This is a genomic window from Streptomyces sp. M41(2017) (assembly GCF_002078175.1).
In the GTDB taxonomy this organism is placed as follows: Bacteria; Actinomycetota; Actinomycetes; order Streptomycetales; family Streptomycetaceae; genus Streptomyces.
Genome location: NZ_MWFK01000001.1, coordinates 778,988 through 802,148, shown reverse-complemented (window position 1 = coordinate 802,148; position 23,161 = coordinate 778,988). Strand labels below are relative to the sequence as shown.

At 70.0% G+C, this 23,161-nt stretch carries 16 protein-coding genes, 2 tRNA genes and 1 pseudogene; 13 read left to right on the top strand and 6 right to left on the bottom strand.

The window, feature by feature from the left end:
* Window positions 1-291 precede the first annotated feature (291 nt).
* Window positions 292-876, top strand: a complete 585-nt coding sequence (locus tag B0675_RS03610) for a biotin transporter BioY (protein WP_081217273.1) — start codon at window positions 292-294, stop codon at window positions 874-876.
* 173 nt (window positions 877-1,049) lie between these two features.
* Here B0675_RS03610 and B0675_RS03605 read toward each other — a convergent pair whose 3' ends face one another.
* Window positions 1,050-1,769: an LPXTG cell wall anchor domain-containing protein gene (locus B0675_RS03605; RefSeq protein WP_081217272.1), complete on the bottom strand. Its 720-nt coding sequence runs from the start codon at window positions 1,767-1,769 to the stop codon at window positions 1,050-1,052.
* A gap of 183 nt (window positions 1,770-1,952) precedes the next feature.
* On the opposite strand from B0675_RS03605, the pseudogene B0675_RS03600 reads away from it, so the two are divergent.
* Window positions 1,953-2,753, top strand: a pseudogene (locus B0675_RS03600) (serine/threonine-protein kinase); the annotation flags it as partial.
* A gap of 2,439 nt (window positions 2,754-5,192) precedes the next feature.
* Here B0675_RS03600 and B0675_RS03595 read toward each other — a convergent pair.
* Window positions 5,193-6,680: an amino acid permease gene (locus tag B0675_RS03595; RefSeq protein ID WP_081217271.1), complete on the bottom strand. Its 1,488-nt coding sequence runs from the start codon at window positions 6,678-6,680 to the stop codon at window positions 5,193-5,195.
* Between the two features lie 259 nt (window positions 6,681-6,939).
* Here B0675_RS03595 and B0675_RS03590 point away from each other — a divergent pair, with 259 nt between their 5' ends.
* Window positions 6,940-7,428 (top strand): ribose-5-phosphate isomerase, encoded by a 489-nt coding sequence (locus B0675_RS03590; RefSeq protein ID WP_081217270.1) that lies wholly within the window; start codon window positions 6,940-6,942, stop codon window positions 7,426-7,428.
* Window positions 7,429-7,492: 64 nt separating this feature from the next.
* Window positions 7,493-8,302 carry a DNA-formamidopyrimidine glycosylase family protein gene (locus tag B0675_RS03585; RefSeq protein ID WP_081217269.1) on the top strand — a complete coding sequence of 270 codons (810 nt, stop codon included), beginning with the start codon at window positions 7,493-7,495 and terminating at the stop codon, window positions 8,300-8,302.
* A 36-nt stretch (window positions 8,303-8,338) separates the two neighbouring features.
* Here the strand turns inward: B0675_RS03585 and B0675_RS03580 are convergent, their stop codons facing one another.
* On the bottom strand, window positions 8,339-9,568 hold the full coding sequence (locus B0675_RS03580; RefSeq protein ID WP_081217268.1) for a GNAT family N-acetyltransferase: 1,230 nt from the start codon (window positions 9,566-9,568) through the stop codon (window positions 8,339-8,341).
* 170 nt (window positions 9,569-9,738) lie between these two features.
* Between B0675_RS03580 and B0675_RS03575 the strand changes: the two genes are divergently transcribed.
* Both B0675_RS03575 and B0675_RS03570 read left to right on the top strand, forming a co-directional pair.
* A complete protein-coding gene (locus B0675_RS03575) occupies window positions 9,739-10,911 on the top strand; it encodes a PP2C family protein-serine/threonine phosphatase (protein ID WP_081217267.1) in 1,173 nt (390 codons plus the stop codon).
* 119 nt (window positions 10,912-11,030) lie between these two features.
* Window positions 11,031-11,486, top strand: coding sequence for an HD domain-containing protein (locus B0675_RS03570; RefSeq protein WP_081217266.1), 456 nt, complete (start codon window positions 11,031-11,033; stop codon window positions 11,484-11,486).
* 138 nt (window positions 11,487-11,624) lie between these two features.
* Here B0675_RS03570 and B0675_RS03565 read toward each other — a convergent pair whose 3' ends face one another.
* Window positions 11,625-12,803 carry an acyltransferase family protein gene (locus B0675_RS03565; protein ID WP_081217265.1) on the bottom strand — a complete coding sequence of 393 codons (1,179 nt, stop codon included), beginning with the start codon at window positions 12,801-12,803 and terminating at the stop codon, window positions 11,625-11,627.
* A gap of 647 nt (window positions 12,804-13,450) precedes the next feature.
* Between B0675_RS03565 and B0675_RS03560 the strand changes: the two genes are divergently transcribed.
* Window positions 13,451-13,645, top strand: a complete 195-nt coding sequence (locus B0675_RS03560) for a hypothetical protein (protein WP_016435177.1) — start codon at window positions 13,451-13,453, stop codon at window positions 13,643-13,645.
* Between the two features lie 221 nt (window positions 13,646-13,866).
* On the opposite strand, the gene B0675_RS03555 is transcribed toward B0675_RS03560, so the two are convergent.
* Window positions 13,867-13,940 (bottom strand) — tRNA-Gly (locus B0675_RS03555).
* 162 nt (window positions 13,941-14,102) lie between these two features.
* On the opposite strand from B0675_RS03555, the gene B0675_RS03550 reads away from it, so the two are divergent.
* The 5 genes from B0675_RS03550 (at window position 14,103) to clpX (ending at window position 19,037) form a co-directional block, all read left to right on the top strand.
* Window positions 14,103-14,179, top strand: a tRNA-Pro gene (locus B0675_RS03550).
* Window positions 14,180-14,378: 199 nt separating this feature from the next.
* Window positions 14,379-15,764, top strand: a complete 1,386-nt coding sequence (gene tig, locus B0675_RS03545; RefSeq protein WP_179165236.1) for a trigger factor — start codon at window positions 14,379-14,381, stop codon at window positions 15,762-15,764.
* A gap of 422 nt (window positions 15,765-16,186) precedes the next feature.
* Window positions 16,187-16,792 (top strand): ATP-dependent Clp protease proteolytic subunit, encoded by a 606-nt coding sequence (locus tag B0675_RS03540; protein ID WP_060897745.1) that lies wholly within the window; start codon window positions 16,187-16,189, stop codon window positions 16,790-16,792.
* Window positions 16,793-16,909: 117 nt separating this feature from the next.
* The gene (locus tag B0675_RS03535) at window positions 16,910-17,590 is read left to right on the top strand and encodes an ATP-dependent Clp protease proteolytic subunit (protein WP_081217263.1); all 681 of its coding nucleotides are present in this window, start codon (window positions 16,910-16,912) and stop codon (window positions 17,588-17,590) included.
* Window positions 17,591-17,750: 160 nt separating this feature from the next.
* A complete protein-coding gene (gene clpX, locus B0675_RS03530; RefSeq protein WP_081221566.1) occupies window positions 17,751-19,037 on the top strand; it encodes an ATP-dependent Clp protease ATP-binding subunit ClpX in 1,287 nt (428 codons plus the stop codon).
* A gap of 126 nt (window positions 19,038-19,163) precedes the next feature.
* On the opposite strand, the gene B0675_RS03525 is transcribed toward clpX, so the two are convergent.
* On the bottom strand, window positions 19,164-20,156 hold the full coding sequence (locus B0675_RS03525; protein WP_081217262.1) for a hypothetical protein: 993 nt from the start codon (window positions 20,154-20,156) through the stop codon (window positions 19,164-19,166).
* 136 nt (window positions 20,157-20,292) lie between these two features.
* Between B0675_RS03525 and B0675_RS03520 the strand changes: the two genes are divergently transcribed.
* Complete coding sequence (locus tag B0675_RS03520; RefSeq protein ID WP_081217261.1) at window positions 20,293-22,917, top strand: valine--tRNA ligase; 2,625 nt, start codon at window positions 20,293-20,295, stop codon at window positions 22,915-22,917.
* Window positions 22,918-23,161: the final 244 nt, after the last annotated feature.

Genomic DNA, 23,161 nt, shown 5'->3' with positions numbered 1-23,161 from the left:
TGAGCGCCGCACACCTCGCGTCAGGATCAGGGCGACCCCTTTGGTGAGTCCCCACAGTCGCGCTCGGCGCCGGAGCGGGGCACGGACCACGTCACCGCAGTGACCAGCATCACCTTCGCGCGGGTGTACGGGCCGTTCTTTGTGAGGAGCCCACCAAGCTCGCGCTCCGCCCTTTGTCGAGCGCTGACGGTGATCACCGGTACGCCCCTGGGATAGCGTCACCGTGTCCCGACCTGCCCTCCCCCCGAACTCCCCAGGAGTCCGTGGGGCATCCCCTTCGCCGGAGTCCCCATGAGCACCGTTGCCGCCACGTCCTCCCGACCCGGCGAGGTCCTCGCCGACCTCCTGCCGGCCTCCCGCGTCCGCGACGTCGCCCTCGTGGTCGGCGGTGCCGCGCTCACCGGACTCGCCGCCCAGATCTCGCTGCCCGTCCCGGGGTCCCCGGTGCCGGTGACCGGCCAGACCTTCGCCGCGCTGCTCGTCGGCACGGCACTCGGCGCGCGCCGCGGCTTCCTGTCCCTCGCGGTGTACGCGCTGGTCGGCATGGCCGGTGTCCCGTGGTTCGCGGGCGGCGGCTCGGGTGCCGCGGCGCCGTCCTTCGGCTACGTCCTCGGCATGCTGCTCGCGTCGACGGTCGTCGGGTCCCTGGCCCGCCGCGGTGCCGACCGCTCGGTCCTGCGCATGGCGGGCACGATGCTCATCGGCGAGGCGATCGTCTACGCGATCGGCGTGCCCTACCTGGCCCTGGCCACCGGCATGTCGGCGAGCGCGGCCGTCGCGGCGGGCCTCACGCCGTTCCTGATCGGCGACGCCCTCAAGGCCGCACTGGCCATGGGCCTGCTGCCGACGGCATGGAAGCTCATCGACAAGAAGTGACGCTCGACGAGAAGTAGCGCTGGACCGGAAGTGACGCTCGACGAGAAGTGAAGCGCGTCGAGCCGGACATCACGTCCCGGAGGACGTGACGTCCAGCGGAAGAGGCCCGCCGGGGGTGTCCCACCCCGCCCGGCGGGCCTCTTCCGCGTTCTCACCCGAGGTCGCGCCCGGGGTCACGCCTCCTGGCGTGGCCTGCGGCGGACCCACCACATGCCCGCGGCCCCGGCCGAGATCAGGGCCGCGCCCGCCGCACCGAACGGCAGGACCGAACTCCCCGGACCGGTCTTCGGCAGCGAGTCCCCGCCCGGTGCCACCGGCTTGTTGTCCGTGCCCAGCAGCAGCGGGGTGGCCGGCGCGTCGGGCGACGGGTTCGTCGTCCCGAACGGAACCGGTCCCTGTTGCCAGTAGGTCTTCTTCCCGTCGCCCGTCTGGACCGGAAGGCAGATCTTTCCGGTCTTTCCCAGATCGAACGTGGCATCGACGGCGTACGATTTCGACTTGCCCACCGCGAGATTGCCGACGGAACACACGAAACCGCTGTTCGAACCCTCCGGGAGATCCTTTTCTCCCATCGCCGTGCAGCCCTTCACGTTCTTGACCTTCAAACCGTCGAAACCGACCACCAGCAGTCGGATGTCGCCGCTTTCCTTTGTCCCTTCGTTCTTTACCGTGGCGGTCATTGCCGTCTTCTGCGTACTGTTGTCGACCGAGATCTTCGACGGCAGCAGCGTGGTCACCTTCACGCCCGCCGGCGCCTTGTCCATGGCCTTGCCGCCCTTGCCGCTGCCCGGTCCCTGGTCGTCCGCGACGGCGGTGTGGGAAAGGATCACCACGGCCGAGAAACACGCCGCGAGCAGAGATCCCGTAATGGTCGTCGTGTGACGAGAACGCATGTTCGCCCCCCTTGGCTGCGCCTGAATTCGCAGTACTTGAAGAGGTACCACAAGATTTCTCCGCACTATGCTGGTACGGCCGGAAGTGTGACCATTGTGTTTCCGTTGTGACGGGCGAATGTGGCTGATGTTGAGGGGGTGGGGGGATTGTCGGCGAACGTACAGGGCGGTGTTCCGGGATTATTGGTGACCGGGCGCTATCGACTGGTCGAGAGTATTGGCCAGGGGGGAATGGGGCGGGTGTGGCGAGCCGCCGACGAAATGCTCGACCGGCAGGTCGCGGTCAAGGAAATGCGCATAGACGGACTCGATCCCGAGGACACCCGCACCCGCCGGGAGCGCACCCTGCGCGAGGCGCGGGCCACGGCCCGGATCGACCATCCGGGCGTCGTCCGCATCTACGACGTGGTGGACGCGAGCGAGCGCCTGTGGATCGTCATGGAACTCGTCGCCGGCCGCTCGCTCGAACGGGTCGTGGCGGAGGACGGTCCGCTGGACCCGCGGGAGGCGGCCCGTGTCGGTCTCGAACTGGTCGGCGCGCTGCGGCAGGTGCACGCCGGGGGAGTGCTGCACCGCGACATCAAGCCGGGCAACGTGCTGGTGGAGCGCGCCGGCCGGCGGCGCGTCGTCCTCACCGACTTCGGGATCGCCGCGCTGCAGGACGCCGAGGCCCTCACCATGGCGGGCATGCTCGTCGGTTCCCCCGACTACATGGCGCCCGAGCGGATCTCCGGCCGCCCGCAGGGGCCGCCCTCCGACGTGTGGTCCCTCGGCGCCACCCTGTGCGCGGCCCTCGGCGGCCGTTCCCCGTTCTCCCGCGCCACCACCTACGCGACCCTGCACGCCGTCCTCTACGAGGAGCCGGTTCTCCCGCCTGCCGCCGGTGTGTTGCGGGACATCCTCGCCGCCCTCCTGGAGAAGGAGCCGGACACCCGGCCCGGTCTGGAGGAACTGGAGGCGGCGCTGGAGGCGATCGCCCGGCCTCCGGCCCCCGGGTCCGCGGCCACCCGCCCGTTGACGGAGGGCCCGGAGTACGACTTCACCAACGGCGTCGAGTTCGGCCCCGCGTACGGCCGCACCCGGACCGAAGACCCCGGGCGTACCCCGGGCGCCGGGCGGGAACCCGACCGCTCCCCGCCCCCCGGGCGGCAACCGGGCCACGCTTCCGCGCCCGACCACGGTCCGGCGCCCCACCGCCCCGCGACCGCGCCGACGGACCCGACGCCTCCGGTTCCGGCACACGGCCCGGCGACTGCGGGCGGGGGCCACGAACCGGGTGACGCCACCGCGCCGGCCCCCGAAGGCGGTCCGACGTCCTCGACACCCGCGGGTGCCGACGGCGGACCCGGACCGGCCCGCCCCGCCGGTCCGCGTTCCGCCCGGGCTCCGGGGTCCGCGCCGACGCAGAGCGCCGTACACGGACGGAATCCCGCCGTCCAGCCCGCCCCAGGGGCCGAACCGGGCGCCAAACCCGCCTCACCTCCGCGTTCCGGGCAGGCCCCCGGGGCCGCTTCCACGCCGGGCGCAGGGTACGGACGGCAGACTGCCGCGACGCCCCCGAGCCCCGGTCACGGAGCGGACCCTGCCCCCACCCCCGGTCCGCGTTCCGGGCAGGCCCCCGGGGCCGCTTCCACGCCGGGCGCAGGCCGGGCTGAGGACCTCGCGACGACTCCGGGCTCGGACCACGGACCCGGCCCGGGGTACTCGCCCACCGTCGTCTCCCCGAGCGAGCCGATTCCCGAGAGCACTCCTGCGGCGCCCGTGCGGGAGCCCGATTCCCCGCCCGCCGCCTCGTCGGTCCCCGTGCCGGCACATCCCGTCCCCTCGGAACCGGCGTCGGCCCCGGCGCACGACTCCGCTCCAGGACACCGGGCCGAATCCGACACCACACCCCCGTCCGCACCTCCAACCCCGTCCCCACTCGAACCGCACTCCGCGCACCGGCCGGTGACGGACCGGCGCGACATGCCGGTCACCCCGCCCGAACCGGCCTCGGAGTCCGCGCCCGCCCCCTCGCCGCGTCTCCCGTCGGGGCGCGAACCCGGCCGGGAGCGCCACTCCCCGCGTCAACCCGCCTCTGGAGCCGGGAAGTTGTCCGAACCCGCTTCGGACCTCACGGACGCGTCGGCACGTCCCGAGGCCGACGCGTCGTCTGAACCCGCGCCCGCCTCCGACCCGAAGTCCCCGGCGCCCGCAGCGTCACCCACACGCGCCCTGCTCGACGCCCGGCGCATCCGGGCGACGCGCCTCCCGGCGGACCTGCCCGAAGCGACCCCGCCCCCGGAGGAGCCGTTCTCGGGTCAACCGGCGGAGGGTTCCTCGCCCGCGGAGGATCTCCCGCCGGACGAGGGGACGCCCGCCGACCCCGGAAAAGACCCCTCCGTACAGGACGCCGTCCCGGTCCCGCGTACGCCGACCCGCACGAGTGCGCCCGACTTCCGGAAGCACTCGCGGTCCCGTTCCGCGGAGGGGGTCCCGGCGAGCGGCGCCGGGGCCCTCACCCGGGACCCCGTTCCGCCGGCGACGGCCAACGCCTCCACCGAAGCGCCGTCCGAACCGCGCGGGGAACCCCGTTCGGAGACCCCGTCCCACCTGCCCACCGCACCGGTGTCCGTATTGCCGCCACGGGGTGAACTCCCGGGCCCCGCCGCACAGTCGACTCCGGAAGCCGGGTCTCCGCCGGGAGGCGGGGAGACCACCGGGGCGGCCACCGGGTCCGGCGGGCGGGGCGGCAGGCGCCGTGTCGTCGTCGCGGCCGCCGGTCTGGTGGTCGCCGGAGCGGTCGCCGGGACCGTGCTCGCGCTGTCGGGCGGCGGGTCGCCCGAGGGCGGAAGCGCCGCGTCGCCGGGAACCTCGTCCGCGGCCACCGCCTCGTCCGCCGACGGAGACCCCACGTCCGCTTCACCCACCGTCGAGGGCACCTCGCGCCCGCCGAGCCTGCCCCCGGGAGCGCACCGGGAGGCCGGGGGATACGCGTGGGTGACGCCGAAGGGATGGCGCCGCGACCTGCAGACGGGCTCGGAGGTGCACTACACCTCGCCCGACGGCGCCCAGGAACTCGCGGCCAAGTCCTCCCTCGCCAAGGGGAACCTGATGGACACCTGGCAGACCTCGGAGCAGAACGCCCGGCAGGGCCAGGACTACCGGAAGATCCGGCTGGAGGAGACGACGTTCCAGGGCCGGCCCGCGATCGTCTGGGAGTACACGTTCACGATAAAGGGGGTGGGCTGGCACGCCCGGCTGCTCGGCTTCGACGTCGACGGGAAGTCGTACCAGATCAACACCTGGTACCACCGGGACATCGAGGACGGGGCCGTCGCGACCTACAACCAGGTGAAGAAGAGCTTCACCGTGCTGTGAACAGGGAGAGGGGCCCGCGGCGCAGTGCCGCGAGCCCCTCTCCCTTCAGGCCGGGAGGGCGGGTCAGGCGCCGACCTCGGCCTGCTCCTCGTCACGGGAAGCGCTCGTGAGCGGTTCCGCGGCCGAGGACGATCCGGCGCCGAGCTTCTGCCTGACGACGGCGATGACCACCACGATCGCCGCGACGAGCAGCGACAGCAGCACGGTCGTACGGCCGTCGTGCTCGGTGTCGGTCAGCATGTAGCCGAGGACGAAGACGATCAGAGCCGCGGTCGCCCACGTCAGGTACGGGTAGAGCCACATCTTCACGACGAGCTTCTCCGGCGCCTCACGCTGGATGATCTTCCGCATGCGCAGCTGCGAGAAGCAGATGACCAGCCACACGAACAGGGCCACCGCACCGGAGGAGTTGACCAGGAAGAGGAAGACCGAGTCCGGGAACTTGTAGTTGAAGAAGACGGCGACGAAGCCGAACACGACCGAGACGACGATGGCGGTCATCGGCACACCGCGCCGCGTGGTCCGGGCGAAGGCCTTGGGCGCGTCCCGGCGCTCACCGAGCGAGAACGCCATCCGGGAGGCCGTGTAGAGACCGGAGTTGAGACAGGACAGCACCGAGGTCAGCACGATGAAGTTCATGATCTCGCCGGCGTGCGCGATGCCGAGGGAGTCCAGGGCCGCGACGTACGAGCCCTTCTCCTTGATCGAGGGGTCGTTCCACGGCACCAGGGTGATGACGACGAGGATCGAGCCCAGGTAGAAGACGGCGATACGCCAGATGATGCTGTTCGTCGACTTGGTCACCGCCCGCTGGGGGTCCGAGGACTCGCCGGCCGCGAGCGTCGCGATCTCGCTGCCCATGAAGGAGAAGACGACCAGCAGCACACCGGTGAGGATCGCGCCGGGCCCGTGCGGCAGGAACCCGCCGTGCTCGGTCAGATTGCCCACCCCCGCCTTGTCGGCGTGGACGCCGGGCAGCACGCCGAAGATCGCGAGGGCGCCCACGACGATGAACGCGCCGATCGCCACGACCTTGATCCCGGCGAACCAGAACTCGAACTCGCCGTACGAACCCACGGAGACCAGGTTCGTCGCGGTCAGGACGATCATCACGATGAGCGCCCAGCCCCACTGCGGTACGGCGGGCACCCATCCTTCGAGGATCGTGGCGCCGGCGGTGGCCTCCACGGCCAGCACCACCACCCAGAAGAACCAGTACAGCCAGCCGATGGAGAAACCGGCCCAGCGGCCGAGCGCGCGGTCGGCGTGCGCGGAGAACGAACCCGAGGTCGGGTTGGCGGCGGACATCTCGCCGAGCATGCGCATCACCAGCACCACGAGCGTGCCGACGAGCGCGTACGAGAGGAGGATGCCGGGGCCCGTGGTGGCGATGCCGGTGCTGGACCCGACGAACAGGCCGGCTCCGATGACACCGCCGATGGCGATCATCGTCAGGTGACGGTTCTTGAGTCCGGCCTGGAGGCCGCCACCGGGTTCTCCGGGGCCTCCTGGGGCCTGTGCGGCCTTCGTGGGGGTCGGCTGCGAGGTCATGAGGGGGATTCCTTTGCGCCGGATGAGCAGATTCCCGTACACGGCGTCCCATCCGTACGAGCGGTGTGCGGGGAACGCGTCGCTCCATCGTGTGGACCGGCGTACGAGTTGGTCCAGTGAAACGGAGGCAAAGGAATTCGTGAACCTTTGAATCCAGATCGTTACTTGAGGTTTCCTTGAGGTTCTGTAGTATTGCTCACGTTTTTCGGCCGTCGGCCCCGGCGAGGCCGGACCGGGACGGGCGTGACACACTCGGACCATGCGCGTGTATCTCGGCTCCGATCATGCCGGTCTCGAACTGAAGAACCACCTCGTCGAGTGGCTCAAGGCCGCGGGCCATGAGCCCGTCGACTGCGGGCCCCACATCTACGACGCCCAGGACGACTACCCGCCGTTCTGCCTCCGCGCCGCCGAGCGCACCGTGGCGGACCCGGGCTCGCTCGGCATCGTCATCGGCGGCTCGGGCAACGGCGAGCAGATCGCCGCGAACAAGGTCGCCGGCGTACGCGCCGTGCTCGCCTGGAGCGAGGAGACCGCCGCACTGGGCCGCGAGCACAACAACGCCAACGTCATGTCCGTCGGCGCCCGCATGCACACCGAGGAAGAGGCGACGAAGTTCGTCGAGACCTTCCTCGGCACCCCGTTCACGGGCGAGGAGCGCCACGTCCGCCGCATCCAGATGCTCGCGGACTACGAGACGACGCGGGAACTCCCGCCCATCCCGGCGCACCACCCGCAGCAGCCGTAGGACCGCGGAACCGTTCGGGGCCCGGGACGCCGGGCCCCGCGACGAAGGACCACCAGGAGGACCCGTGCCCGAGGGGCACACCATTCACCGGCTCGCCCAGGACTACCTCGGCGCGTTCGGCGGCCGCACGGCCCGGATCACCAGTCCCCAGGGCAAGTTCAGTGACGCCGCGGCCCTCCTCGACGGGTCCGTCCTCACCACCGCGGAAGCCCACGGCAAGCACCTCTTCCTCGGCTTCCGCGACACCGACTGGGTCCACATCCACCTCGGCCTCTTCGGCAAGGTCGGCTTCGGTGCGACGCCCGCCCCGCCGCCCACCGACACCGTCCGCCTGCGACTCGTGAACGACACCGCCCACGTCGACCTGCGCGGCCCCACCACCTGCGCCCTCATCACCGACGACGAGAAGGGCGCGATACACGACCGGCTGGGCCCCGACCCCCTGCGCCCCGACGCCGACCCCGCGGCGGCCTACCGCCGGATCTCCCGCAGCCGTACGACGATCGCCGCCCTGCTGATGGACCAGAAGGTCATCGCGGGCGTGGGCAACGTCTACCGCGCCGAGGTCCTCTTCCGGCACGGCATCGATCCGTACCGCGCGGGCAAGGATCTCCGGGCGGGGGAGTGGGACGCGATCTGGGCGGACCTGGTCGACCTCATGCGCGAAGGCGTCCGCACCAACCGCATCGACACGGTCCGCCCCGAACACACCCCCGACGCCATGGGCCGGCCACCGCGCGTGGACGACCACGGCGGTGAGGTCTACGTGTACCGCAGGGCCCACCTGCCCTGTCACCTCTGCGGCGGCGAGATCCGCACCGCCGATCTCGCCGCCCGCAACCTGTTCTGGTGCCCGGCCTGCCAACAGGCCTGAAACGGGGGCCGGTCCGGGCCCGTGCCCGGTCCTTCGCTAGAACCCGTGCGGCAGCCAGGGCGCGACCACCGACGTGAACGCCATCGACGCCTCCGCCAGCGCACCCTGACGCAGCTCCCGCACCCGCCCGGCCGCCGCGAGCGAGGCGAGCGGTACACCACCGAGGTACGCCGCGCCCAACTCCCGCACGGACAGAGCCAGATCGGGTGAATCACCGGTCCGGACGCAGGAGGCGCCCTTCGCGTCGCCGGTGAGCCGCCAACGCCCCTCGTTCCAGGGGCAGAAGGCGTCCTCGACCTCCAACACCACGTCCACCGGGGCCTGATACGTCCGCGCCTCCAGCGCCGCCCCGACATCGACGAGCCGCACATGCAGCGCGTCCTTCAACCGCACCTGACAGCGCCGGATGTCCGAGACCAGGTGCTGCCAGTCCTCGTCCACGGGCCGGCCCCGGGTGCGCAGCGTCGTCGTCAGGTCGACGTCGGACAGGAACCGCCACAGGGCTGCCCGCGCCGGCGGGTCGGTCCCCTCCAGATCCTCCAGCTGCACCACGCCGTCGTGCCCCGCCGGACCCCAGCCCGGCTTCACCCGGAAACGCGTGTAGCCCACCGCCGAGCCGTCCCGCTCCGCGACCACGCACTGCAGGGGGGACGCGCCGTCCCGCTCGCCCTCCGGGTCGAGCACCTGGAGCCGCTCCCAGCCCGGCTGCCGCGCCAGCATCCCCGGACGCTCCGGCACGCGCCGCGCGTACACCGCCTCGCACACGTCGAGGACGTCACCCGGCGCCGCGTACCGCAGCCGTACGTCGTCCGTCCCCGGCGGCACGGACAGCCGCACGCGACCGGTGTCGATCTCGGCGTTGATCTGCAGGGTCCCGATGCCGTAGCCGAACCGGCCGTAGATCGCCGGTTCCGACGCGGTCAGGACGGCGAGCGGCTCGTTCCCCGCACGGAGATCGTCCAGCTGCCGCCGCATCATCGCGGTGAGCACCCCGCGCCGCCGGTGCGTCGCGGCCACGCTCACCATCGTCACGCCGGCCGCCGGCACCGAGGCGCCGCCCGGGACGGTGACGCGGAAGGAGAAGGCCCCCGCCGTACCCACACACTCCTCGCCGTCCCACACGCCGAGCGAACGGTCGTACTCTGTGAGCGCGTTCCACAGTTCGCGCTCCTCGGACGACTCCGCCACACCTCCGAACGCGCGGATCAGGTTCTCGTACCACTTGTCCCAGTCGGCCTGCCGGAGCACCCGGACGTCAGTCGTCATAGCCCATGCCTACCAGGGCAATGCGGTACGAGCGAGGGAATTTCGCCCGTTGCCGAGCCCCCGGACCGGAACGTGTCGGTGAAGTTCTCTGTGAAGTTGAGCGCTCGGACGGGGGACAAGTGGGACCTCCCGTGCCAAGCACCTGGTCCGATGGATAGGGTCCCGAACTAATGGCAGCAGGACGAGAGCGGCGCTCGGAGGCCGATACGTTCGCGGCCCGGTTGAAGAAGCTGTGGCACCGGGCCCGCACAGGGCTGCGCAGATCCGCCGTGGACTACTTCCGCGGCGACGGTTCCGACTGGATCGCCCTCGCCGGCCTGCTCATCACGATCCCCGTGATCGCCGCCACCACCCTGGTGAACTCGGTGTGGTGCTCACCCGCCGTCCTCGTCCTGCCGATCGTCGCCGGTGGCCTGCTGCTCCGCCCCGCGAGCCTGCTCGGGCTGTACGCGGCGGCCGCCACCGCGCTGATAGTCGAGTCCGTGAAGCTCGGCCCCTACACGGAGGGCCCCTCCCGGGTCACCCCCGGCGTGGTCCTGGTCGTCGCGGCCTGCGGCTTCTTCGGCCTGCTGATCGCCCAGTTCCGCAGCCGGGTGGGCGTTCCGTGGCGACGCGGCGGCACCATGCTCTTCGACCTGCGCGAACGCATCCGGGTGCAGAGCAAGCTGCCGCAGCTCCCGGTGGGCTGGCACCGCGAGATGGCGCTGCGCCCGGCGGGCGGCCAGTCGTTCTCCGGCGACTTCGTCGTGGCCGCCCGGACGAACGGCGGCCGGACCCTCGAAGTCGTCCTCACGGACGTCTCCGGCAAGGGGATGGACGCCGGCTCCCGCGCCCTGCTGCTGTCCGGAGCCTTCGGCGGCCTGCTCGGCTCGCTCCCGCCGCACGCCTTCCTGACCGCGGCCAACGGCTATCTGCTGCGCCAGGACTGGGACGAGGGCTTCGCCACCTCGATCCACCTGGTGCTCGACCTCGACTCGGGCGACTACGAACTCTTCTCCGCCGGACACCCGCCGGGCCTACAGCTCAGCGCGGGCAGCGGCCGCTGGGAGGAGAAGGCCGCGGAGGGCCCGCTCCTCGGTGTGTACGACGGTGCCCAGTTCGACCCGGTCAAGGGATCGCTGCGGCCCGGAGACGTGTTGATGCTGTTCACGGACGGTCTGGTCGAAACCGCCGAGCGCGACATCGTCGAGGGCATCGACCGGCTCACCGGCGAGGCCGACCGCTATGTCGCCGGCGGCTTCCACGGAGCCGCCTGGCACCTCATCGAAGCCGTCGCGAAGGACGTCAACGACGACCGGGCGCTGCTGCTGATCTGCCGCGAGGGCCTGACCCCGGTGCGCTGACCCGGTGCGGGCCGGGCGGATCGGGTCGGATCCGGGATCCCGCCCGGACGGCGGGCCGCGGACATCACGGTTTTCGGCAAGAAGGCGGCAGCGCGGTGTTCCGAGGGGACACTGAACCCGTGACGCAACCTCTCCTGACCCTCGCCGAAGTCGAGGCGCTCGCCCGCACGGCGCACGCCGCCCAGACCGACAAGGCCGGCCGCCCGTACGCCGAGCACCTCCAGGCGGTGGCGGACGGCGTCCGCGAACGCGGCGGCGACGAAGACCAGATAGCAGCGGCCTGGCTGCACGACGCCGTCGAGGACGACGCCCTCTCCGAGGAGTGGCTGACCGAAGCCGCGCTGACCCCTCGTACGAAGGACATCGTGCTGGCGCTCACCAAGCAGGACGGCGAGTCCGCGGAGGCCTACGCGCGCCGCATCCGCACCACCCGTGGCGCCCTGCTGGTCAAGGCGTCCGATCTGGCGCACAACGCGGACCCGGTCCGCCTCGCGGTCCTCGACGAGCACACCCGGGCCCGGCTGACGAAGAAGTACGCGGCGATGCGCTCCCTGCTGGGACTCCCGCCCACCTGAACCCCCCTGCGTCCGAGGCCACTTGGCCGCGTCCCGTCGCGGTCGGGAGAGCATGCCCGCGCCACGCGTGAGGGCGGGCCCGGGATCACTCCCGGGCCCGCCCTCCGCCATGTCTCCCGCAGGCCGTGCGCCGTGCTCCTAGGCGTTCGCCCTGGCCCGCTCCCGGGCGAGCTCCGCCGCGTCCTGCTTGAAGGCCCACTCCATCTTCGGCTCCATCGCGAAGCGGAACATCCGCTGGACGGGCCGGGTGCACAGCACGGTGATCAGCGCCGCCGCGACGACCGTCACGAAGATCTCACCGACCGGGGTCTGCACCCAGCTGTGGTCGAGCCAGTTCCACTGCCGCGAGGCGCGGACCACGAAACCGTGCAGCAGGTAGCCGTACAGCGTGCCGGCGCCGAGCGCCGTGAACCAGTACTGCCGTCCCGGGACCCAGGCGAAGAAGCACGCGGTGAGCAGGAGCGAGCAGCCGAAGAGCGCCAGCGTCATGACCACGCCGGCCCACCAGGGAGCGCCGAGTTCCTGTGCCGCGTCGCGGTGGTAGAACCAGGAGTCGTTCATCCGGGGCGCCGCCCAGTAGCCCACGGCCAGGGCCACGGCGACGACGGGCACCGACAGGATGCGCACCTCGCGGCGGCGCACCATCTGGAAGTGCTCGGGCTTCATGACCAGGCCGAGCACGAAGAACGGCAGGAACTGCAGGACCCGTTGGAGGTCCAGGTCGTTGCCGATCTCCGGCGAGACGCACGCGAGCGCGGCGAGGCCCAGCGCCAGGGGAACGGGCCAGCGGACCAGCTTCCACAGGGGGGCCGTCAGCCGCCAGACGAACAGCGCGATCAGGAACCAGGTGAGATACCAGGGGTCGAGCAGACTGATCGTCTGGTCCGCGTTGCCGCCGACATAGCGGTCGAACAGCGAGTACGCGGTCTCGAAGAGGACGTACGGGACGACGACGCCGGTGACGAGCCGCTTCAGGCGGTCGGGGCGCATGTCGAAGTTCCGCGAGAAATAGCCGGAGATGATGATGAAGGCCGGCATGTGGAAGCCGTAGACGACGACGTAGAGCGCGTCGACCGTGCGGCTCTGCCCCTTCAACGGCTCCCAGGTGTGGCCCATCGCCACGAGCACGATCGCCAGGTACTTGGCGTTGTCGAAGAAGGCGTCGCGGCTCTTGGGCCTGCCGCCCGGTGCCGGGCCCGCGGGGGTTGCCGCGGGCGACGACCGGGGTGAGCGCGGGCCGGGCACCCCGTCCTTCGGCTGCACCGCCGGAGGGAGTGGCGACCCGGTGCGGCCCTGGGGTCGGAGTGTGTTGGTCACAGGCCCTCCCGCCACGAACTTCCGGGGGCGGTCCTGAGCCTCGCTGCGCATACGGGAGACGTGGCGTGGTGGGACATCTGAGGCACCCTAGCGTTCTCTATGTGTTCTCGTAAAACCTTCGATCTCATTACCTGCTATCACCTGCGCATACCCCGGATTTGAGGATGTGTGCCTGTGGATTCACACAAGATCGCGCATGCCGATTCCCGCGCCAGAGAGGGGTGTTCTGTCCCGCTTCATACCGACTAAAGCGTGCATAACGCCCGCGGGCGACTCTGGTCATATGTCCGGTTCATTGGGCTTTAGTTACCCGTCCCGAGCGCCCGAGGTGTGCCTGTGGCAACAATTCGAATTACCTGCGAACAGGGTGTGTGGACATGGCAACGACCTCTATTGATTTCCTGTGAGGGGTGCTGCCGAATTGCCGTACGAGGCTTCGGAGCCGGCTCCGGCGCGAGAGCGACACCTGCGCGGGCGACGCCGTGAACCGGTGTGCCCTTGGTCAGCTCTTGGGTCTGTCCTTGGCCAACGATGCGTCACCTGCCGCATACGAACGGCTCGTTGGTGGCACGATGGTCCTGGCGGGGGTGTGCGGGGCTGCACCTCCGGGCCGGGAGAGCGGGACCGACCGTAGGGTGTGATCAGTTGTGGCCATTTCGCTGTCAGTGGTGCTGCTGTTGGCGATCATCCTCGTGGTACTGATCCGAGGAGGATCGATCAAGGCGGGACCTGCCATCGTCGCGGTGCTCTTCGGCTTCTTCCTCGCGTCGACCGGCATGGCCCCGTCCATCAATCGGTTCCTCAACTCGATAGCGGAGACGATCAACTCGATCAGTTTCTGAGGCCGCCGGCCGCCGGACCTCCCGTGGGCACCCGCGACGGGAGGCGCCTCGGCGTCGACATCGGGGGATCCCCGCGACGGGTCGCCCCGAGCGCGGCACGAGGTCCCCTCGGCAGGCGAGCGGGGCGCGAAGGGCGGCGGTGGCCCGCAGCGCGCGCGGAGCCCCGGGAACGACCGAGGGCCAGGCAGAGGATCGAACCTCTGGCCTGGCCCTACGTCATATGGAGCGGGCGACGGGAATCGAACCCGCGTAGCTAGTTTGGAAGACTAGGGCTCTACCATTGAGCTACGCCCGCACAGGGTGCGCCGCAGGTCAGCGACCGCGGCACTGGGAGCATCGTAGCGGGTCCGCCCCCCTCGGCGCACACCCCGTTTCCTTCCGCGTCCCTCGCCGTGTCGACCCGGCGAAATGCGGCAGCCGCACCGCTTGCGGGCATGTACCCTACGTGTCGCACCGACGGGGTGTGGCGCAGCTTGGTAGCGCGTCCGCTTTGGGAGCGGAAGGCCGTGGGTTCAAATCCCGCCACCCCGACCACCGGCAGAACCAGCCGGGGCCCCGCCTCGGCAAGATCACCTTTTGGGGCGTGTACCGCCTGCGGTTACTATGCAAGCTGCGTGCCCGTATGTCTGCACTGTTACGTCTCTCAAGGGCCGCGCGAATCCGCCCAGCTCTGCCCGACCGGCAGAAGCACGCAGCAGAACCCCCAAGAAGTCAGCCACAAGGAGACCGAACCGTGAAGAGCGCCGTGGAGACCCTGAACCCGACCCGGGTTCGGCTCACTGTCGAGGTGCCCTTCGAGGAGCTCAAGGACAGCCTCGACGCGGCGTACAAGAAGATCAACCAGCAGGTCACGGTGAAGGGGTTCCGGAAGGGCAAGATCCCGGCGCGCGTCATCGACCAGCGGTTCGGTCGCGGCGCCGTGCTCGAAGAGGCCGTCAATGACGCGCTCCCGAAGTTCTACACCGAAGCGGTCAACGAGGCTGAGCTGAATGTCCTCGGACAGCCCGAGGTCGACATCACCGAGCTGAAGGACGGCGAGACGCTGAACTTCACCGCCGAGGTCGACATCCGTCCCGCCATCGAGATCCCGGACTACTCGGGCATCGAGGTCGAGGTCGACGCCGTCGAGGTCAGCGACGAGGACGTCGAGAAGGCCGTGTCCGACCTGCGCGAGCGCTTCGCCTCGACCTCCCCGGTCGAGCGTGCCGCCCAGGACGACGACGTCGTCACCCTCGACCTGGAGGCCAAGGTCGACGGCGAGGTCCTCGAGGACGGCGTCGCCAGTGGCGTCTCGTACACCATCGGCTCGGGTGAGCTGCTCGACGGCATCGACGAGGCCGTCAAGGGCCTGGAGGCCGGTGGCGAGACCACCTTCGCCTCCGAGCTGAAGGGTGGCTCCGCCGCCGGCAAGGAGGCCCAGGTCACCGTCAAGGTCACCCAGGTCGCCGCCCGTGAACTGCCCGAGCTGGACGACGAGTTCGCGCAGCTCGCCTCCGAGTTCGACACCCTCGACGAGCTGAAGGCCGACAGCCGCAAGCGTCTCGAGAACATGAAGCAGTACGACCAGGCCACGCAGGCCCAGGAGCGTGTCCTGGAGAAGCTGCTCGAGCTGGTCGAGGTGCCCGTCCCCGAGAAGCTGCTCGAGGACGAGATCCACACCCGCAAGCACAACCTCGAGCACCACCAGCTCGGCCAGATGGGCCTCGACCTCGCCAAGTACCTGGAGATCCAGGGCAAGACCGAGGAAGAGTTCGACGCCGAGACCAAGGAAGCCGCGGTCAAGGGCATCAAGACGCAGTTCGTCCTCGACGAGCTCGTCAACAAGGAGAAGCTGAACGTCAACCAGGAGGAGCTCACCGAGCACCTCATGCGGCGCGCGCAGTCCTCCGGCATGTCCCCCGACCAGTTCGCCCAGGCCGTCGTCGAGGGCGGCCAGGTTCCGATGCTCGTCGGCGAGGTCGCCCGCGGCAAGGCCCTCGCGGTCGTCGTCGAGGCCGCCACGGTCAAGGACACCAACGGCGAGGTCGTCGACCTGGACGACGAGGACGAGGCCGACGAGACGGCCGAGACCGTCGAGTCCACCACCGAGGCCGAGGCCGAGGACAAGCCCGAGGCCTGATCACCTCACTTGTACGCCGTCAGCCGATGGGCCCCGGAGACGTTCTCGTCTCCGGGGCCCATCGGCGTCCCGGGGGCGAGGGGGTACGGCGCGGGCGACCCCGCCGCGCCGTACCCGCGCACAGGGCCCCGGGCGCCTCGGCGTGACGGCTCTTCGAGGCCCCCGCAGGCGCCGGTGAAGCCCTCCGGGGACGGGAGTAAAACCCCGGTCAGGCCAGCGCGGCGCATGCGCTCACAGCGAACAGTTCCCTCTGCGGGATTCCCCGGAGGGACCCGCGCGTTAGGGTCCATGAATACGAGGGCAGGGGAGTCCCCGAAGCCGCCCCGAGCGGTGTAAAGCACCGGGGTCCCACGCCCCCAGCAGAAGACGTGAGACGGCCCGGCGCCGTCGTAAGACGAGCAGGTGGATACGTGACGAATCTGATGCCCACAGCTGCCGGCGACCCCATCGGTGGTGGCCTCGGCGACCAGGTCTACAACCGACTGCTCGGCGAGCGGATCATCTTCCTCGGCCAGGCGGTCGACGATGACATCGCCAACAAGATCACGGCGCAGCTGCTGCTCCTTGCCTCCGACCCGGACAAGGACATCTACCTCTACATCAACAGCCCCGGCGGATCGATCACGGCCGGCATGGCGATCTACGACACCATGCAGTACATCAAGAACGACGTGGTGACGATCGCGATGGGCATGGCGGCCTCGATGGGCCAGTTCCTGCTCAGCGCGGGTACGCCCGGCAAGCGCTTCGCCCTGCCGAACGCCGAGATCCTGATCCACCAGCCGTCCGCGGGTCTCGCGGGCTCCGCCTCGGACATCAAGATCCACGCCGAGCGGCTGCTGCACACCAAGAAGCGGATGGCGGAGCTGACCTCCTTCCACACCGGTCAGACCGTCGAGCAGATCACTCGTGACTCGGACCGCGACCGCTGGTTCGACCCGATCGAGGCCAAGGAGTACGGCCTCATCGACGACATCATGCCCACCGCTGCCGGTATGCCGGGCGGCGGCGGCACCGGGGCGGCGTAAGCCCCTCCAGCGCCCCCGGAGGCGGCGCAGGGCCCCTGGTCGCCCCCGGGTGACACAGGGCCCCGGCGCGGCCCCCAGCCGACCGCTCAGCCCTTTTCAGGCTTTTCAGGAGACACAGTGAACGACTTCCCCGGCAGCGGCCTCTTCGCCCGCACTGAGGCCGAGTACACCGGTCCTCGTGCGGAGTCCCGCTACGTCATCCCGCGCTTCGTCGAGCGCACCTCGCAGGGCGTGCGTGAGTACGACCCGTACGCGAAGCTGTTCGAGGAGCGCGTGATCTTCCTCGGCGTGCAGATCGACGACGCCTCAGCCAACGACGTCATGGCGCAGCTCCTGTGCCTGGAGTCGATGGACCCCGACCGTGACATCTCGGTCTACATCAACAGCCCCGGTGGCTCGTTCACGGCCCTCACGGCCATCTACGACACCATGCAGTTCGTGAAGCCGGACGTCCAGACGGTCTGCATGGGCCAGGCCGCCTCGGCCGCCGCGATCCTGCTGGCCGCCGGAACCCCGGGCAAGCGCATGGCGCTCCCGAACGCCCGTGTGCTGATCCACCAGCCGTACAGCGAGACCGGCCGCGGCCAGGTCTCGGACCTCGAGATCGCCGCCAACGAGATCCTCCGGATGCGCTCGCAGCTGGAAGACATGCTGGCCAAGCACTCGACCACGCCGATCGAGAAGATCCGCGAGGACATCGAGCGCGACAAGATCCTCACGGCTGAGGACGCGCTCGCGTACGGCCTGATCGACCAGATCATCTCCACCCGGAAGATGAACAACTCGGCGGTTGTCTGACGTACCGCTGTATCGTCTGCCGTTCCCCGGCGCGGTTCGCTGCGAAGTGAACCGCGCCAAGGGGGGCCCGAACGAGGGGCTCGGCAAGGTACCGTCGGACATAAGGCAGCACCAGGAGCCGCTGGATCCAGGCGACTCCCAGGCGAAGGGGAAGCACACCGTGGCACGCATCGGTGACGGCGGCGATCTGCTCAAGTGCTCGTTCTGTGGCAAGAGCCAGAAGCAGGTCAAGAAGCTCATCGCAGGCCCCGGTGTGTACATCTGCGACGAGTGCATCGACCTCTGCAACGAGATCATCGAGGAAGAACTCGCGGAGACGAGCGAGGTGCGCTGGGAGGAACTGCCCAAGCCCCGCGAGATCTACGAGTTCCTCGAGGGATACGTCGTGGGGCAGGAGTCCGCGAAGAAGGCGCTCTCCGTCGCGGTGTACAACCACTACAAGCGCGTCCAGGCCGGTGAGAACAGCGCGGGCCAGAACCGCGAGGACGCCATCGAGTTGGCGAAGTCCAACATCCTCCTGCTGGGCCCCACGGGCTCCGGCAAGACGCTGCTCGCCCAGACCCTCGCGCGCATGCTGAACGTCCCGTTCGCCATCGCGGACGCGACGGCGCTGACGGAGGCGGGATACGTCGGCGAGGACGTCGAGAACATCCTGCTGAAGCTCATCCAGGCCGCCGACTACGACGTCAAGAAGGCCGAGACCGGGATCATCTACATCGACGAGATCGACAAGGTGGCCCGCAAGAGCGAGAACCCGTCGATCACGCGTGACGTCTCCGGCGAGGGTGTCCAGCAGGCCCTGCTCAAGATCCTCGAGGGCACGACGGCCTCGGTCCCGCCGCAGGGCGGACGCAAGCACCCGCACCAGGAGTTCATCCAGATCGACACGACGAACGTCCTGTTCATCGTGGGCGGAGCCTTCGCCGGCCTGGAGAAGCTCATCGAGTCGAGGGCCGGCGCCAAGGGCATCGGCTTCGGCGCGACGATCCGCTCGAAGCGGGAGCTGGAGTCCAAGGACCAGTTCGAGGACGTCATGCCGGAGGACCTGGTCAAGTTCGGCATGATCCCCGAGTTCATCGGGCGTCTCCCGGTGATCACCTCGGTCCACAACCTGGACCGCGAGGCCCTCCTCCAGATTCTCGTCGAGCCGCGCAACGCGCTGGTCAAGCAGTACCAGCGCCTCTTCGAACTCGACGGCGTGGAGCTGGACTTCGAGCGTGAGGCCCTGGAGGCCATCGCCGACCAGGCCATCCTCCGCCAGACCGGCGCACGAGGCCTGCGCGCGATCATGGAGGAAGTCCTCCAGGCCGTGATGTACGAGGTCCCGTCCCGCAAGGACGTCGCCCGCGTCGTCATCACCGCCGACGTCGTCCTGTCGAACGTCAACCCGACCCTGATCCCCAGGGACGCCCGCAGGGGCGGCCCGGGCGAGCAGAAGACGGCCTAGACACCGGTTCGTACCGGGGGCGACGGCACCATGCCGTCGCCCCCGACGCATGTCTCCCTCCGGAGAACGTGAAGGCGCCCCGCGGATTCCGCGGGGCGCCTTTCGTCTCGGCCGGGGGCTGAGCGGTCAGATCTTGACGCGGATGTCCTTGCGCAGGGCCGCGGTCACCTTGGCGGACTCGTCCATGCTCACGCCCTGGCCGCCTTCGGCGGCCACGCCGAAGCCGAGCGTGCTGTAGTCGGCCCACATGCACATGTACTGGGTGTCGGTCTTGCCGGTCGCCTGGTTGGGTGCCTTCGCCTGCTGGCACTTCATGATGGCGCCGTCGAGACCTGCCGGGCTCACGGACTGGGGGTCGCCGATGAACTCGACCTTGGTGGTGGAGTCCTTGGAGGAGTCCTTCTTGATGTTGGCGAACGCGGCGTCGAGGGCGGACTCGGGGTCCTTCACCTTGCCGTAGAGACCGGAGAACGTGACGGCCTTGGATCCGGCGATGGCCGTCGGGTCCTTCAGCGTGTCCGGGTCGGCGAGATCGATCGTCGAGTAGATGGCGTCCACCGACTTGGCGTTGGTGATGCCGCTGGCGGCCAGGTCCTTCGCGTCACCGGAGGAGGGGTCCTGCGGTCCGCGGTCGTTGCCCATGCGCTGGTACGTGCCGTCGATCACCTTGGCCGGCGTCGTCAGCTTGTGGGGGCCGTCGTCCGAGACCGTCGCGCCGCCACCGCCCCCGCCGATCGCGAAGTACACGCCCACGGCTATCACCGCGACCACGGCGACGCCGCCGATGATCAGGCCCGTCTTCTTCTTGCCGCCGGACGGCACCGGCGGCATCGGGGCGGTGTTGTACGGGGGCTGGCCGTACGGGGGCTGCTGGCCGTAGGGAGGGGTCTGCGGCTGGCCGGGCTGCGGGGCCTGCTGCGGGTAGCCGTAACCGGGCTGCGCCGGGGGAGCCTGCTGCGGGTACCCGTAGCCCGGCTGGGGAGCCTGCTGCGGCGGCTGGCCGTAGGGGCCCGGCTGGCCGTAGGGCCCCGGCTGTGGGGGCTGCCCGCCGCCCGGCTGACCGTACGGTCCGGGCTGCTGGGGCTGCCCGCCGTACGGGCCCGGCTGGTTGTAGCTCATTTCTGGGTTCCCCTCCAGATGCTTATGTGTTCCTCACATCCTGGCGCACAGGGCGAGGGGCCAGGTCTCCGGGGGCCGCACCGTTACGAAGTAATCCCGTTTCGGGACACGGGTGTGACGCCCCTAAACTGACCCCGTGACCGAGAACTCTCAGCAGCCGCAAGCAGCGCCCACCTCCGAACTGCCGACCCAGTACGCGCCGGCCGATGTAGAGGGGCCGCTGTACGAGCGCTGGGTGGAACGGGGTTACTTCGAGGCGGACGCCAAGAGCGACAAGCCGCCGTTCACGGTCGTCATCCCGCCGCCGAACGTCACGGGCTCCCTCCACCTCGGACACGCCTTCGAGCACACCCTCATCGACGCCCTCACCCGCCGCAAGCGCATGCAGGGCTTCGAGACGCTGTGGCAGCCCGGCATGGACCACGCCGGCATCGCCACGCAGAACGTCGTCGAGCGGGAGCTCGGCAAGGAGGGCAAGTCCCGGCACGACCTCGGCCGGGAGGCGTTCGTCGAGCGCGTCTGGCAGTGGAAGGCCGAGTCCGGCGGACAGATCTCCGGGCAGATGCGCCGCCTCGGCGACGGCGTCGCCTGGTCGCGCGAGCGCTTCACCATGGACGAGGGCCTCTCCCAGTCCGTCCAGACGATCTTCAAGAAGCTCTACGACGACGAGCTGATCTACCGCGCCGAGCGCATCATCAACTGGTGCCCCCGCTGTCTGACCGCCATCTCGGACATCGAGGTCGAGTACCAGGACGACGACGGCGAGCTGGTCTCCATGAAGTACGGGGACGGGGACGACGCGATCGTCGTCGCCACCACCCGCGCCGAGACGATGCTCGGTGACACCGCCGTCGCCGTGCACCCCGACGACGAGCGGTACAAGCACCTCGTCGGCAAGCTCATCCGCCTCCCGCTGACCGAACGGTCCATCCCGGTCGTCGCGGACGAGCATGTCGACCCCGAGTTCGGTACCGGCGCCGTCAAGGTGACGCCCGCCCACGACCCGAACGACTTCGAGATCGGGCAGCGCCACGACCTGCCCAACATCGCCGTCATGGACGAGCACGCCGTCATCACGGTCCCCGGCCCCTTCCAGGGCCTGGACCGCCTGGAGGCCCGCTCCGCCATCGTCGCCGCCCTGCGCGCCGACGGCCGGATCGTCGCCGAGAAGCGCCCCTACGTCCACTCGGTCGGCCACTGCTCGCGCTGCAAGACCACCATCGAGCCGCGGCTGTCCATGCAGTGGTGGGTCAAGGTCGGCCCGCTCGCGAAGGCCGCGGGCGACGCGGTCCGTGACGGCAAGGTCAAGATCCACCCGCAGGAGATGGAGAAGCGCTACTTCGACTGGGTCGACAACCTTCACGACTGGTGCATCTCGCGGCAGTTGTGGTGGGGCCACCGCATCCCCGTCTGGTACGGACCGGGCGGCGAGATCGTCTGCGTCGGACCGGACGACGAGGCCCCCACGGGCGAGGGCTGGCACCAGGACACCGACGTCCTCGACACCTGGTTCTCCTCCGGCCTGTGGCCGTTCTCCACGCTCGGCTGGCCCGAACAGACCGAGAGCCTCGCGAAGTTCTACCCGAACTCCGTCCTCGTCACCGGTTACGACATCCTCTTCTTCTGGGTCGCCCGGATGATGATGTTCGGTCTGTACGCGATGGACGGCACCCCGCCGTTCCACACCATCGCCCTGCACGGCATGGTCCGCGACCAGTTCGGCAAGAAGATGTCCAAGTCCTTCGGGAACGCGGTCAACCCGCTGGACTGGATGGACAAGTACGGCAGCGACGCCCTGCGCTTCACGCTCGCGCGCGGCGCCAACCCCGGTGTCGACGTGCCGATCGGCGAGGACTGGGTCCAGGGCTCGCGCAACTTCGCGAACAAGATCTGGAACGCCACCCGCTTCGCGCTGATGAACGGCGCGACGGTCGAGGGCGAACTCCCGCCCGCCGAGGAGCTGTCGGCCACCGACCGCTGGATCCTGTCCCGGCTGAACACCACGGTCGCCGAAGTGGACGCCCTCTACGACGACTTCCAGTTCGCCAAGCTCTCGGACGCCCTGTTCCACTTCGCCTGGGACGAGGTCTTCGACTGGTACGTCGAGCTGTCCAAGACGACGTTCATGGCGGGCGGCGAGCCCGCGAAGGTCTCCGGCCGGGTCCTCGGCGAGGTCCTCGACGTCACGCTGCGGCTGCTCCACCCGATCGTCCCGTTCGTCACGGACACGCTCTGGACGACCCTCACCGGTGGCGAGTCCGTCGTCATCGCCGAGTGGCCCAAGGACAGCGGCTTCCGCGACACCGCCGCCGAGCGCGAGATCGAGTCGCTCCAGTCGGTGATCACCGAGGTCCGCCGCTTCCGCAACGACCAGGGTCTCCAGCCCGGTCAGCGGGTCCCGGCCCGGCTGGTCCTCGACGGGACGGCGTTCGCCCCGCACGAGGCGGCCATCCGCCAGCTGCTGCGCCTCCAGCCGGAGGGCGACAGTTTCGCGGCCACGGCGACCCTGCCGGTGGCCGGTGCCACGGTCGCGCTCGACCTGTCGGGCACGATCGACATCGCCGCCGAGCGCAAGCGGCTCGCCAAGGACCTCGCCGCCGCCGAGAAGGAGAAGGCACAGGCCAACGCCAAGCTCGGCAACGAGGCGTTCCTGGCGAAGGCACCCGATCAGGTGGTCGACAAGATCCGTGTCCGCCTGGCCAAGGCGGACGAGGACATCGCCCGTATCCAGGACCAGCTGACCCGCCTCCCCGAGGCGTAATCGCTCGCCCCAGGACGCACGAAGGCCCCCCGGACCGCCCGGTCCCGGGGGCCTTCGCCGTACCCGACCGGCCTTCTTTCGCCCCTCCGCCCCTGCCCGTCCCGTACCCGGGGCTCCGCCCCGGACCCCGCTCCTCACACGCCGGAGGGGCTGGATTGTCGCGAGCGCCGGAGAGGCTGAAAGACCTCAGGCCCGTGGAGGGGCTGAACGATCTCAGGCCGGCGGAGGGGGCGAAAAACACCCA

Coding starts and splice junctions, on each gene's coding strand:
- B0675_RS03590 (WP_081217270.1), top strand. CDS start 6,940: ATGCGCGTGTATCTCGGCTCCGATCATGCCGGTCTCGAACTGAAGAAC.
- B0675_RS03605 (WP_081217272.1), bottom strand. CDS start 1,769: ATGCGTTCTCGTCACACGACGACCATTACGGGATCTCTGCTCGCGGCG.
- B0675_RS03575 (WP_081217267.1), top strand. CDS start 9,739: ATGGCAGCAGGACGAGAGCGGCGCTCGGAGGCCGATACGTTCGCGGCC.
- B0675_RS03580 (WP_081217268.1), bottom strand. CDS start 9,568: ATGACGACTGACGTCCGGGTGCTCCGGCAGGCCGACTGGGACAAGTGG.
- B0675_RS03540 (WP_060897745.1), top strand. CDS start 16,187: ATGCCCACAGCTGCCGGCGACCCCATCGGTGGTGGCCTCGGCGACCAG.
- B0675_RS03595 (WP_081217271.1), bottom strand. CDS start 6,680: ATGACCTCGCAGCCGACCCCCACGAAGGCCGCACAGGCCCCAGGAGGC.
- B0675_RS03610 (WP_081217273.1), top strand. CDS start 292: ATGAGCACCGTTGCCGCCACGTCCTCCCGACCCGGCGAGGTCCTCGCC.
- B0675_RS03525 (WP_081217262.1), bottom strand. CDS start 20,156: ATGAGCTACAACCAGCCGGGCCCGTACGGCGGGCAGCCCCAGCAGCCC.